The 12,718-nt window shown below is 27.5% G+C and carries 13 protein-coding genes; 6 read left to right on the top strand and 7 right to left on the bottom strand.

The window, feature by feature from the left end; all coding sequences use genetic code 11:
* Positions 1 to 25: 25 nt before the first annotated feature.
* A complete protein-coding gene (locus B3Z56_RS11530; RefSeq protein ID WP_035132239.1) occupies positions 26 to 484 on the bottom strand; it encodes a hypothetical protein in 459 nt (152 codons plus the stop codon).
* Between the two features lie 271 nt (positions 485 to 755).
* Here B3Z56_RS11530 and B3Z56_RS11525 point away from each other — a divergent pair, with 271 nt between their 5' ends.
* On the top strand, positions 756 to 1,997 hold the full coding sequence (locus B3Z56_RS11525; RefSeq protein ID WP_346848110.1) for a patatin-like phospholipase family protein: 1,242 nt from the start codon (positions 756 to 758) through the stop codon (positions 1,995 to 1,997).
* Between the two features lie 121 nt (positions 1,998 to 2,118).
* A complete protein-coding gene (locus B3Z56_RS11520) occupies positions 2,119 to 2,574 on the top strand; it encodes a CBS domain-containing protein (RefSeq protein WP_346878806.1) in 456 nt (151 codons plus the stop codon).
* A 101-nt stretch (positions 2,575 to 2,675) separates the two neighbouring features.
* Here the strand turns inward: B3Z56_RS11520 and B3Z56_RS11515 are convergent, their stop codons facing one another.
* The 3 genes from B3Z56_RS11515 to B3Z56_RS11505 form a co-directional block, all read right to left on the bottom strand.
* Positions 2,676 to 4,922, bottom strand: coding sequence for a heavy metal translocating P-type ATPase (locus tag B3Z56_RS11515; protein ID WP_346878805.1), 2,247 nt, complete (start codon positions 4,920 to 4,922; stop codon positions 2,676 to 2,678).
* A gap of 24 nt (positions 4,923 to 4,946) precedes the next feature.
* Positions 4,947 to 5,300, bottom strand: a complete 354-nt coding sequence (locus tag B3Z56_RS11510) for an ArsR/SmtB family transcription factor (RefSeq protein WP_035135755.1) — start codon at positions 5,298 to 5,300, stop codon at positions 4,947 to 4,949.
* Between the two features lie 203 nt (positions 5,301 to 5,503).
* Positions 5,504 to 6,094 (bottom strand): DUF1836 domain-containing protein, encoded by a 591-nt coding sequence (locus B3Z56_RS11505; protein ID WP_346876186.1) that lies wholly within the window; start codon positions 6,092 to 6,094, stop codon positions 5,504 to 5,506.
* Between the two features lie 242 nt (positions 6,095 to 6,336).
* Here B3Z56_RS11505 and trhA point away from each other — a divergent pair, with 242 nt between their 5' ends.
* Positions 6,337 to 6,993 carry a PAQR family membrane homeostasis protein TrhA gene (trhA, locus tag B3Z56_RS11500; RefSeq protein ID WP_346848108.1) on the top strand — a complete coding sequence of 219 codons (657 nt, stop codon included), beginning with the start codon at positions 6,337 to 6,339 and terminating at the stop codon, positions 6,991 to 6,993.
* Between the two features lie 74 nt (positions 6,994 to 7,067).
* Here the strand turns inward: trhA and B3Z56_RS11495 are convergent, their stop codons facing one another.
* The 3 genes from B3Z56_RS11495 to B3Z56_RS11485 form a co-directional block, all read right to left on the bottom strand.
* Entirely contained in the window at positions 7,068 to 7,640 is a 573-nt protein-coding gene (locus B3Z56_RS11495) for an FUSC family protein (RefSeq protein ID WP_346848107.1), read from the bottom strand.
* Between the two features lie 89 nt (positions 7,641 to 7,729).
* Complete coding sequence (gene ade / locus B3Z56_RS11490) at positions 7,730 to 9,427, bottom strand: adenine deaminase (RefSeq protein WP_346848106.1); 1,698 nt, start codon at positions 9,425 to 9,427, stop codon at positions 7,730 to 7,732.
* A gap of 202 nt (positions 9,428 to 9,629) precedes the next feature.
* Complete coding sequence (locus B3Z56_RS11485) at positions 9,630 to 10,295, bottom strand: ribonuclease H-like domain-containing protein (protein WP_150845565.1); 666 nt, start codon at positions 10,293 to 10,295, stop codon at positions 9,630 to 9,632.
* A gap of 218 nt (positions 10,296 to 10,513) precedes the next feature.
* Here B3Z56_RS11485 and B3Z56_RS11480 point away from each other — a divergent pair, with 218 nt between their 5' ends.
* From B3Z56_RS11480 to B3Z56_RS11470, 3 genes are read left to right on the top strand one after another with little or no spacing between them, the layout of a single operon-like run.
* Positions 10,514 to 10,741, top strand: a complete 228-nt coding sequence (locus tag B3Z56_RS11480) for a FeoA family protein (protein WP_035133006.1) — start codon at positions 10,514 to 10,516, stop codon at positions 10,739 to 10,741.
* 1 nt (position 10,742) lies between these two features.
* The gene (gene feoB / locus B3Z56_RS11475) at positions 10,743 to 12,521 is read left to right on the top strand and encodes a ferrous iron transport protein B (RefSeq protein ID WP_346878804.1); all 1,779 of its coding nucleotides are present in this window, start codon (positions 10,743 to 10,745) and stop codon (positions 12,519 to 12,521) included.
* A gap of 15 nt (positions 12,522 to 12,536) precedes the next feature.
* Positions 12,537 to 12,692 (top strand): FeoB-associated Cys-rich membrane protein, encoded by a 156-nt coding sequence (locus tag B3Z56_RS11470; RefSeq protein WP_346848104.1) that lies wholly within the window; start codon positions 12,537 to 12,539, stop codon positions 12,690 to 12,692.
* Positions 12,693 to 12,718 lie beyond the last annotated feature (26 nt).

Below are 12,718 nucleotides of genomic sequence, written 5' to 3'. Positions count from 1 at the left end.
TACTAATAGGGCATTTTAATATATATTATCTTTTTTTATTAATCTTTTTACCAATGATGTATCCTATTAAAAGTCCAGTTCCTAATGCAAGAGCAGACTTTACTTTTTCAAATTTAATTTCAGCATCTGAAATAGGTTTCACATTGTTAATTATAACTGTATCCTGTTCTATAATATCTTCATTTGGATATATAAAAGCTCCTACTAAGCACAAATGATTAAATCTTTCTTCTGAAAAGTTATTCGATAAATCTTGAAGAGTTTTCAAAAAATATTCTTTAGTCCACTTATTATCCTCTTCTAGTTTTGCTCCATCATGAATTTCAAATAATCCCTTAATGTTTTCTTTAGCATAATTTAATGCATTTATAATTTTTTCTGAATTTTCTGGTTCAACTCTTATGTATTCAATTAATGCTTTTCTTACTTCCTCAATACTATTGGATTTAACTGCTTCTTCTATTAAATTTAAACTTATTTCCATAACTAATCTCCTTCTCATCTTGGTTATTATTGAAATCTTCCGACACTTTTAAATTATATCATTTAAAATAGTTTACTATACTATAATTCTATTGTTAGTATATACTAATTATATAGTTTTTTACATAAAAGTTCAACGTATAAATAGTAATTATTAGTATATATAATATAATCATTATAATAATTATCAAATTTAACTCATTTAGTATAATATAATATTAAGTAGAATTATATTTAAGTTAATTTTACTTACCGAAGGGGTGTTATAACGCTTGAATAGTTATGGATTAGTATTAGGTGGTGGTGGTTCTAGGGGTGCTTATGAAGTTGGAGTGTGGAAAGCTTTAATAGAATTAAATATAGATATATCTTCGGTAGTTGGAACTTCTATTGGAGCTATTAATAGCGCTTTTATATGTAGCAATAATTATAATGACTTAGAAGAGTTATGGCTATCAATAGATTTTTCAACTTGCTTCAATATTGATGATAATTTTTCTATAGATGAAAATCTATCATTTAAAAATCTTCCTAAATTCATGAAAAATATTATATCTAATAGAGGGTTAGATCATACACCTTTAAAAAGATTACTACAACGCTATTTAAATGAAGATATAATAAGGAATTCACCTATAGATTTTGGTATTGTTACCCTTACTATGTATCCCCTAAAACCTATAGAAATATTTAAGACTGATATTCCTTACGGAAAAATTATTGACTATATAATGGCAAGTTGCTCTCTGCCTGGCCTAAAGCATATGGTTATTGATGGTGTCAGTTTTGTTGATGGAGGTATGTATAATAATATTCCAACCAGCATGCTTTTAAATAGCCCTTGTTCTGCTATAATCCAAGTGGATATAGATGGACCTGGATTCAGTCAAAAAATTAATAATATAAATGATATACCTATAATAGAAATAAAATGTAGTGAAAATCTTGGTCCAATTATTAGTTTTGATAGTGAAAGAATTAAAAGAAATATAAGTATAGGATATTTAGATACATTAAAAACCTTTAAGCAATTAACAGGACAAAACTATTATTTTTTCAAAGATGAGTTCCCTAAGGGATTATTAGTAAATATTAATGCCATTGAGTTTAAACTTATAACTGATTCCTTAAATTTTAATAATTCCCTATACAATCATTTAAAACTATTAAGAACTATAAAAAAAATTGATAACTTTTCAGGCATAATAACAAAAAGCCGTGTTAATATTATCATGGCTATGGAAATCACTGCAGAAATTTTAGAAATTGAAAGAAATATTGTATATAGATATGATGAACTTTTAAATAAAATTTTACAAAAAGTAAATGTATATAAAAAAAATATAAATTGTAAGGAACTTTCACTAAAAGATTATTTAATTTTTAAAAATTGCAATCTTCTAGATACATCTAAATCCACAATAGCCTTTAGAAACACTTTAGCAATTACATTTCCTAAAGAGTTTATTGCTCATATGTTTTTGTGTTTAATTAATTATAGAATCAATTTATAGCATTACATGTTCTTAAATTATTAAAAACTTTACTCTCTTTTAGTCTAAAAACTATGTTATAATTAAAGTATAGCTTTTTAGTATACTTATTGAATATTGATTTATTGGAGGATGATAAAATATGAACATTGCCTTTTTTCTAACTCCTAAAAGCGAAGTAATTTTTGAAAAGGTTAGTTCTACTATGCGAAGAGCAATGGAGAGAATGGAATATCATAGATATACTTCTATACCTTTAGTGGATGATAAAGGAAAATATGTAGGTACTTTAACAGAAGGTGATCTTCTTTGGAAATTAAAAAATTCTTCCGAATTAAGCTTAAAGGATACAGAAAATGTTTTAATAAGGGATATACCAAGACATTTTAAAGATAAACCCGTATCAATTAATTCTGATATTGAAAGTTTAATACTTGTTGCTAAATCACAAAATTTCGTTCCAGTAGTTGATGACTCAAATATATTCATTGGAATTATAAAAAGAGGAGATATAATATCATATTGTTATAAGAAATTATTTGAGGTAGATAATAGTGATGAGTTTAGCGAATTTAAAACTATGTCAAAAATAAGTTAATAATTATCACTTAAGTTTAAAAACCCTTTAATGCTAAAAACATTAAAGGGTTTTAATATATTTTAATTCTGTATTTTAGTATTTTTAAGTTAAACTTTTATTTATTCTTCCATCTTCATAGCTCTCATAGCATTTAATACAGCTATTATTGTAACTCCTACATCTGCAAATACTGCCATCCACATATTGGTAATCCCTAGAGCTGTTAATACTAAGACTACAGCTTTTATCAATAAGGAAAATGCAATATTTTGAACTACAATTTTTTGTGTCTTCCTAGCTATTTTTATAGATGTAGATATTTTTTCAGGATCGTCAGTCATAATAACAACATCAGAAGCTTCTATAGCTGCATCTGAGCCTATTCCCCCCATTGCTATCCCTATATCTGCTCTAGCTAATACGGGAGCATCATTTATTCCATCTCCAACAAATATTAATCTTCCCCTCTTAGAAAGGCCATTATATATTTTTTCTACTTCACTTACTTTTTCATGTGGCATTAATTCGGCCCTAACCTCATCAATAGAAATAACCTTTGCAACATATTCAGCAATTGTTTTATTATCTCCAGTAAGCATAACAGTTTTCTTAATCCCTAGTTCTTTTAACTTTGCAATAGCCATAGGTGAAGTATTTTTTATTCTATCAGAAATCACTAAACTTCCTACAAAATTATTATTTACTGCAACATATATAATAGTACCCACTTCATTTGATTTTACATACCTAATTTCAAGTTCTTCCATCAGTTTATAATTTCCTGCATATATATATCTATCACCAAAGTATATTTTTACACCTTTACCTGGAATCTCTTCATAACTCTTTATTCTACTTTTATCAATAATAGCCTTCGTACTAATTTTTTTATAGGATTCTACAATAGATTTTGCAATAGGATGATTAGAATATATTTCAGCATATGCCGCATATTCCATTAACATGTCCTCAGTAATGAATCCATAAGGAGTAATTTTTGTAACTTCAAAGCTTCCTTCTGTTAATGTACCTGTTTTATCAAAAATTACCACTTCTGCTTTGCTCAATGCTTCAAGATAGTTTCCTCCTTTGACAAGCACCCCACTTCTAGATGCTCCTCCAATCCCACCAAAGAAGCTTAAAGGTATTGATATCACAAGGGCACAAGGACAAGATACAACTAAAAATGATAGTCCTCTATATAACCAGGTATATAAATCTTCACCCATAGCTAACGGTGGTAAGAAAGCTAGTAGAATAGCTAATATAACCACAATAGGAGTATAGTATCTAGCAAACTTTGTTATAAACTTTTCTGTTGGTGCTTTTTTATTTGAAGCATTTTCTACTAATTCAAGAATCTTTGATACTGTAGATTCACTAAATTCCTTAGTTATTTTAACTTCAATAAGAGAAGTTTTATTTATTGATCCAGCTAAAACTTCAGCTCTTTCCTTAACTACTCTTGGAACAGATTCTCCTGTTAAAGCAGAAGTATCTATTTGAGAATCTCCCCTTACTACAACTCCATCTAAAGGAATTTTTTCACCTGGCTTAACAACTATTATATCACCAATACCTACCTCTTCTGGAGAGACAGAAGATATATCCCCGTTACTTAATTTTAAATTTGCATGGTCTGGACGAATATCCATTAACTCTGATATAGAATTTCTAGATTTATTAACTGCCAATTCTTGAAAAAACTCTCCTACTTGATAAAATAGCATTACTCCAATAGCTTCTGGATATTCACCAATTAAAAATGCACCAATTGTAGCTATACTCATTAAGAAGTTCTCATCAAAAACTTGACCTTTTATTATATTTTTGCCGGCAATAAGCAGAATATCTCCACCAATTACTAGATAAGAAGCTATAAATAAACATAAACTTATCCTATCCTTAGTTAATACTCCAGCAACTGCCAAAGAAATTCCTATAATAAATTTTATTATTTGTTTCTTTTTAAACCCTTCTCCATGATCATGGCTATGATTATGAACATGATCATCACTATGAGAATCCTTGTAGGTAACCTTTTCTTCCTTAACTTTATTATCATTTGAATTAGAATTAATACTTTTTATATTTCCCTGAACCTTAACATTTTTTTTATTTATAATATTTTTTTCAATTTCTTTAACTCTAACTCCATGTTCAATTCTAGTAGATATGCTTTCCACATCATCAAATATTATTTCTCTATTAGTGTTCTCATCAACCTCTAAAATAGCTTTTGATGTCACAGAGTTGACTACAGCACTTTGTACGTAAGATAATTGATTTAGTTCACGTTCGATTTTCAAAGCACAATTTGCGCAATGCAATCCTTGAATTTCATAAAGCCTTTTTGTTTGTCCCATTATTTTACTCCCCCTATAACTAGTTTATTCATTAACGTGGCTAAGTCCTTTATAGAAAATATCTTTAACATGATCATCATCTAAAGAATAATATACAACTTTTCCATCTTTTCTTGATTTTACAATCCTAGCTAGCTTTAGTACTCTTAATTGATGAGATATTGCAGATTGTGTCATATTAGTTAAAGCTGCTATGTCGCAAACACAAGCTTCTGTATTTAACAAAATATTTAATATTTTAACCCTAGTAGGATCTGCCATGGACTTAAATAAATTTGACAGTTCCTCTACTGTAGTATCATTTAAAGTTTTATCTTTTAATTTCTCAGTAATTTCATCATGTATGCAAACTTGCATACAAACCTCTTCTTTATACATATATTACATACCCCTTTCATGTGAACACTTGTTCATACGTTTATACTATGCTCATTTCTTTTTTTTGTCAATACTTTTCAAACAATATATTTAATTAAATATTTCATATAATTTATAATATAAGCATTAATTATAAATTTACACCTAAAAATAAAATGACTGTCTATTAAGGCAGTCATTTTATTTATTCATTGATTTTAAATTTATTCATTAAAATAAGTATCTATCATCTTTTCTGCAATTCTTTTATTTAAGGACGCTGAATTTAAAAGTGTTAATATAATCAATAATATTTTTTTATAATCCTCATAATTTTTAGTAGCTTCTTTTTCACATAAATTAGTTGTATCATTGACAATTGAAGTTAAGAATTCTTTTTCTTTATCAATTTGATTTTTCTTTAATGAAAGATATTCATTATATATATTACTTAAATCAAAATTTGATTTTTCTTCTGATAATATTTTTACCATAGGGGTAAATAATTTTTTTATATCAGCTATAGACAAAGTTTGCTTTAAATCATAAATTAAAATCATTAAAAGAATATGATCTTTAGAATATTTTTTATTTTTATTTTGAAAAAGCAATTTGTCTTTAGAGTAGTTATTTATCATAGTTTTGGTTAAAATCTTGTCCGTAGGGTTTCTTTTTATATGCTCTAAGTTATTTTCAAATAATTGAATTACTTGATCCATATATAAATCAATATCTGGTATTTTATTAATATTAATCCTATCATCTAAGTTCATATTAATTAAAAGCTCTTCTAAATTTTCTATATTAAAGTTCACATAATCACCTCTTATGTATATTTTCTTTTATTATAATATTATTATTAATAGTAGTAAATAATATTAGATATAAATATACATATTAAAATTATTTTATAGAAACTTAAACTTAATTAATAATTATAATTAACACATTTTTAATAATTATTATATATATTTATATAATCAATGTGATATAATATACATATAATAATACATAGTATTAATAACTATATGTTACAATAAATCTTAGGAGGTATATTATGACTAATTCAAAATTTAGAGAGCCCTTTAGTGGATTTTCCCATATGGTGGGAGCTATAATTTCTTTACTTGGTTTATGTTTCTTATTATTTGCTCAACTTCATAGTAACAATTACAACATATACACTTTAATATCAACTGTTATATTTGGAATAAGTTTAATTCTACTGTATACAGCTAGCAGTGTATATCACCTTACCGTAGCTAAAGATTCCATGATTAATATCCTTAGAAAGATTGATCATGCTATGATATTTGTATTAATTGCTGGAACTTATACACCTATATGCTTAGTTCTATTAGAGACACCAATTAGGTACTATATGCTTGCTATAATATGGACTGTAGCTATAATTGGAATTCTTTTTAAATTGTATTGGATTAATTGTCCTTCCTGGTTATCTTCCTCTATTTATATTGCTATGGGATGGATGGCTATATTCATTTTTAATCCACTTTCAAAAGTTGTATCTAGTAGAGGTCTTTCAATACTAGTGATAGGCGGAGTATTATACACCATCGGTGGAATTATATATTGCTTAGAAAGAAAAGGTAAACACAGAACTTTTGGTGCTCATGAAATATTTCATATTTTTGTTCTACTTGGAAGTTTTACTCATTATTACTTCATTTATAGGTATGTATTTAATCTATAACATTTAATTAATAAAATTTTCGAAAATAAAAACTACTGATTAATTGATAAATTAATCAGTAGTTTTTACTATTTTTACTCTTTTATATCTATTTTTTCAGGAACTTTCATAATAAAATTTTCTATATCTTCATCATCCTCATGCTCCGATTTACCCTTAGCAAATTTAGAATCTGAGGGTGGAGATATAATGTAATTAATTATTATCGATATTACAATTCCAACAATAGTATCAACGGTTCTTTGAAAAGCGTATAGAACTATATTTTCACTAGTCATAGTAATCATAATTACACAAAATACAACACAAGCCATAGATATAGAGTCTTGCCATTTTAATATATTAAGTAATGTAATCAAAAGCACCATTCCTAAAAAGAGCAGAAATATGTTACCTGGATCTATTAGAACAGTTATAATGCCTATTATTCCTCCCATTATAGTACCAAGCACCCTTGCAATTCCAGCATTAATTCCCTTCTTCACTGTGGTTTCCATAGAAATCAAGGCACCTGTAACCACAAAAAATGGTGATTGAAGATGAAACAATTCAGCTACAATTACACTTATTACTGCGGCTAGAGCAGTTTTTATATTTCTCATACCGATATATTTCTTAAATTTATATATAGAGTTTAAGTTCTTCAAGATTACAATCTCCTTAATTAATGTTGTTCATTTTTTAATTATATAAAAAGTATTATTAATATTATATAACTTGTAATATTGTGTTGTAATTAATTAAAAGAAAGTTCAATAAATTTAAATAAATCATAGGAAAATAATCCTTTACTTGTAAGCTTCACCTTTGGAATAACAGGTAGACTCATAAAAGATAAGGTTATAAACGCATCCATATCAGGTTTTAATCCATAGTTCTTTACTAATCTATTTAAATTTTTCAACTTATTATATACATAATCTATAGGTGAATTAGTCATCAATCCTCCTATTTCTAAGGGTAGACTATCAATTAGTACACCTTCACTGACTATAGTAATTCCTCCACCTATGTCAATTAGCTTATTTACCGCCTTACACATATCCTTATCATTATCTCCTATAACTATAATATTATGAGAATCATGTGCTATACTTTGAGCTATAGCACAGTTTTTAATACCTAATCCCGATAAATATCCTAAGGAATAATGATTTGTATTTTTATGTCTTTCGAAAACTCCTATTTTTAAAACATCTTCATATTCACTCATATCTAAATATCCATCTATAGTTTTACTAGATTTCACTAACAACTTAGTTTCAAGAGATCCTGGAGTTACACCAATTACATTTACTTTGTTTCCATTAGATAGTATTCTAAAGTCCTCCTCTTTCAGCTTTTCTATTTTCATAGTGTTTTCACTTTTAACAATGTAAGATAATTTATTATAGTCATCTATTTCTCGACCTGACTTAATTACTTTATAAATATCTACCTCATTTAAATCATTTAAAATAACCAGATCAGCCTTATATCCTGGTGCTATAGCTCCTTTATCTTTTATGCCATAACATGTGTACCCATTATAACTCCCCATTATATATGCTTTTATAGGATCAATACCACTTTGTATACTGAGTTTAATAGCATTATTTATAGATCCCTCTTCCACCAAATCCTCTAGATGTCTATCATCAGTACAAAATAAAAACCTTCGAAAATTCTTATTATTAACTGCAGAAATCAAATCCTTTAAATTTTTAGCAGCAGAACCTTCCCTTATAAGAATATACATACCTAATTTTACTTTTTCTAAAGCTTCTTCTTTTGAAGAACATTCGTGGTCAGTTCTTACACCTGATAAAATGTATTGATTAAGATGTTTATAAGAAATTTGAGGTGCATGCCCATCTATAATTTTATCTCTAAATACATTCAACTTATTCATCATGGACGGTGCTTGCTCTATTACAGAAGGTATATCCATTACCTCACCAAGCCCTATTACTTCTGGTTTATCAATAAACTTAGATAAATCTTCTGCACTTAAAATAGCACCGTTCTCTTCGAAGGATACTGCTGGTACACAGGAAGGCATCATAAAATATATATCCAAAGGGCTTCTTTGTGCACTATCTAGCATGAAAGATATTCCATCAATTCCAAGTACATTGGCAATTTCGTGCGGATCAGCTACTACTGTAGTAACCCCATTGGCTAAAGCTACATTTCCATAAGATTCTGGAGTTGTCATGGAAGATTCCACATGAATGTGTCCATCCATAAACCCTGGACATATAACTTTAGAACTACAATCAATTTCCTTAAGCCCTTCATATGAACCTATTCCTATAATTGTGTCATCAATAATTCCTATATCTCCCTCTTCTATTTCTTCAGTAAATACATTAATAAATTTACTATTTTTAAGTACTAAATCACACTTATCATTCCCTATAGTAGCGCCTTTTCCTTTTATTAATATTTCCATAATACCCCCTAAATTTTTAGAATTATATGTATTTTGTATGTTATTATGAATTTATGTGGTATCATGTTTAATATATTAATTCATTCTATACAATTTAACTATTATTTCCCACATTCTAAATTTGTGAATACCAAATACAATATATATAAAATTATCTCATAGAAAAATACAAATTTATATTCTTCTATGAGATAGTTTTTAATTACTCTGGTCTAATATACTTATTCCATTGAGTATATATATGAAATAAACTAACTACATCCTGCATATTATACAAAAGAATTTTCTCTTTCTTTTCCATAGGCATTCTTGAAAAATACATATCATCTTTCATTATCTTACCAAAGGTTTTAGCTAATGTTGAGCCACTTATGACTTCACTTTCCCTAACAATGTCACATTCACTCTCTAGTGCTTTAAGTCCTATTGACTTCTGTTTAACTTGTTCATATTTTTTTTGCAAATCTATACTTTTAAAATATTCTTCTACAGTATAATTTAACTTATATTTTTTAAACAGATAATCAATTACTAGATAATCATTATTACCTGAAAAAGTAACAACATATTCTTTTTTTAATGTATTTCTCATATTTTCAAAATACTCTTTAGCCAAGGCAAGAATTTTCTCAAGTTCATGCTTATTTTCAATCATATACTGAGTAATTACCAACTTATTATTTTCTTCGTCATAATATCCTGCTCCAAAGACCCCTATGCATATAGGTTTCTTATAAACATAATGTTCTAAGTCAAAGAAAACTGATTTTTTATAAAGTTCATTATCTCCGCTAATATTTAGACTTTGTTTAAATTTATCTTTTTCAATGTCTATAGTACTTTCTTTAACTATCACCTTACCACTCATTTCTTTAATAGGTATTGTACTTCAAATAAACCTATATATAATTATATGTACTATAAAAATATATAATTATATTATACCATAAATAAATCCCTTTTATCTATATTATACATCCGTTTTATGCATTTTATTAATACATATTTTAAGTTGACATTGGTTATCATTTAGAATATAATATTACCATAGATATTGATAATTATTTTCATAAAGGAGTGATATTCATGAATGTTTTTAATTTAAAACCTGGTGATAAAGGTTTAATTAAAGAACTTGCATGTGATGATAGATTAGCTAAAAGATTATTAGCTTTAGGGTTTGTTGAAGGAACAGAGGTTTTAGTTAAGAAAACCGCTCCTTTAGGGGATCCAATTATTATAAACTTAAGAGGGACAGACCTTGCAATCAGAAAAAAAGATGCTGAATTAATTTTTATTAAGGAGGCAGTGTAATATGAAAACCATTGCCCTTATTGGTAATCCTAATGTAGGAAAAACAACTTTATTTAATGCACTAACAGGTTCTAACCAATATGTAGGTAACTGGGCAGGTGTAACTGTAGATAAAAAAGAAGGATATTTGTCAAAGGAAATAAAAATTGTTGACCTACCAGGTATATATGCAATGGATACCTTTTCTAATGAAGAAAAAGTGTCTAAAAACTTTTTGTATACTAATGAAGTAGATTTAATTGTAAATATAATAGACGGTTCTAATCTTGAGAGAAACCTTTACTTAACCTCTCAATTAACCGAATTTAATAAGCCTATTTTATTAGTGGTAAATATGATAGATGTAGCAGAAAGTAATGGAATTCACATTAATTATTCCGATTTATCTAAAGAATTAGGTGTTAATATTATGGCTATATCTGCTTCAAAAGGTGAAGGTGTAAAAGAGGTTAAAGACTTTCTTATTAATAACTCTTCCTTTAACTCTATAGATAAAACTATTAATTCTAAACATGAGTTTAATAAAATGAACGAAAAAGAAACCTATGGATATATAGAAAACATTCTTAACAGATGTGTAGAAGGAAAAAAAACAAACATTAATACTATTACTGAAAAATTAGATTCTATTGTGCTTAATAAGTTTTTGGCTTACCCTATATTTTTAGGAATTATGTTTATTATATTTAAATTTACCTTTGATTGGGTTGGTGGGCCACTGCAAGAATTAGCTGATAAACTAGTCAATGAAGACTTTGTATCTTTAATAGAAATACCTCTAGCTAATACATACCCTTGGTTTAAATCATTAATAATTGATGGTATCATTGGTGGTGTTGGTTCAGTAATTGTGTTTCTTCCAATTATATTAACTCTATTTGTAGGGATTAGCTTCCTTGAAGATAGCGGTTATATGGCTAGAACAGCATTTATTATGGACAAGTTAATGAGAAAATTAGGACTTTCAGGAAAGGCTTTTATACCTTTAATAATGGGCTTTGGATGTTCAGTACCTGGAATAATGTCTGCAAGAACTTTAGAAAGTGAAAAAGATAGAAAGTTAACAGCTCTGATTATTCCTTTTATGTCTTGTAATGCCAGATTACCTGTATATGCCCTATTTGCTGGTGCACTCTTTGCAGGTTATGAATCATTAGTCATTTTCGGATTATATTTCTTAGGACTTATAGTAGCCTTTATAATGGCGTTTATATTTAAAAATACTTTATTTAAAAAAGACGAAGAACCCTTTATAATAGAATTACCTGAATACAAACTTCCTGAGTTTAAAAGTTTAATACTTCATACTTGGGAAAAAGGTAAAGGATTTTTAAAAAAGGCTGGAACTTTGATATTCTCTATATCTGTTCTAGTATGGTTCTTATCAAACTTTAATATGAGTGGAATGTCTGAAATTAACGAAAGTTTCCTTGCATCTATAGGTAACTTCATATCCCCGATTTTTGTTCCATTAGGCTTTGGTACATGGGAAAACTCTGTGGCACTTTTAACTGGACTTATGGCTAAAGAAGTAGTTATAGGAACTCTAGGGGTACTTTATACAGGTGATTTAGCTAATAGCATAGCTACGACATTTACAATAGCTAGTGGTCTTTCTTTCTTAGTATTTACTTTGTTATACACACCATGTGTTTCTGTTGTAGCTACCTTTAAAAAAGAATTCAGCGGAAAACTTGCTGTATTCTCAGTTGTATATCAATTTATTGTGGCATGGATTTTTTCATTTGGAATATATCATATAGCTTCACTGATATTTTAAAGAGGTGATAATACTATGGAAATACTTATAACTATAATTATTGCTATATTAGCGATCTTTATTCTATTTAAAAATTTAAAGAAAAAATCTAAAGGATGTAATTGTGGTAGTTGTACCTCTAAGTGTCCTAATTACGTTAATACAATAAAAAAATATGAGGATGATAAATAACATAATAAGTAAAGAAAATCCCTTGG

The sequence above is a fragment of the Clostridium sp. UBA7791 genome, from assembly GCF_002480755.1.
Lineage (GTDB): Bacteria > Bacillota > Clostridia > Clostridiales > Clostridiaceae > Clostridium_J > Clostridium_J sulfidigenes.
The sequence above is the reverse complement of the archived record's forward strand: the minus strand, read 5'-3'. Positions and strand labels throughout refer to the sequence as shown.

Excerpts from the sequence above, each read along its gene's own strand:
- B3Z56_RS11530 (WP_035132239.1), bottom strand. The coding sequence starts at position 484 with ATGGAAATAAGTTTAAATTTAATAGAAGAAGCAGTTAAATCCAATAGT.
- B3Z56_RS11520 (WP_346878806.1), top strand. The coding sequence starts at position 2,119 with ATGAACATTGCCTTTTTTCTAACTCCTAAAAGCGAAGTAATTTTTGAA.
- B3Z56_RS11515 (WP_346878805.1), bottom strand. The coding sequence starts at position 4,922 with ATGGGACAAACAAAAAGGCTTTATGAAATTCAAGGATTGCATTGCGCA.
- B3Z56_RS11510 (WP_035135755.1), bottom strand. The coding sequence starts at position 5,300 with ATGTATAAAGAAGAGGTTTGTATGCAAGTTTGCATACATGATGAAATT.
- trhA (WP_346848108.1), top strand. The coding sequence starts at position 6,337 with ATGACTAATTCAAAATTTAGAGAGCCCTTTAGTGGATTTTCCCATATG.
- ade (WP_346848106.1), bottom strand. The coding sequence starts at position 9,427 with ATGGAAATATTAATAAAAGGAAAAGGCGCTACTATAGGGAATGATAAG.
- B3Z56_RS11485 (WP_150845565.1), bottom strand. The coding sequence starts at position 10,295 with ATGAGTGGTAAGGTGATAGTTAAAGAAAGTACTATAGACATTGAAAAA.
- B3Z56_RS11480 (WP_035133006.1), top strand. The coding sequence starts at position 10,514 with ATGAATGTTTTTAATTTAAAACCTGGTGATAAAGGTTTAATTAAAGAA.
- feoB (WP_346878804.1), top strand. The coding sequence starts at position 10,743 with ATGAAAACCATTGCCCTTATTGGTAATCCTAATGTAGGAAAAACAACT.
- B3Z56_RS11470 (WP_346848104.1), top strand. The coding sequence starts at position 12,537 with ATGGAAATACTTATAACTATAATTATTGCTATATTAGCGATCTTTATT.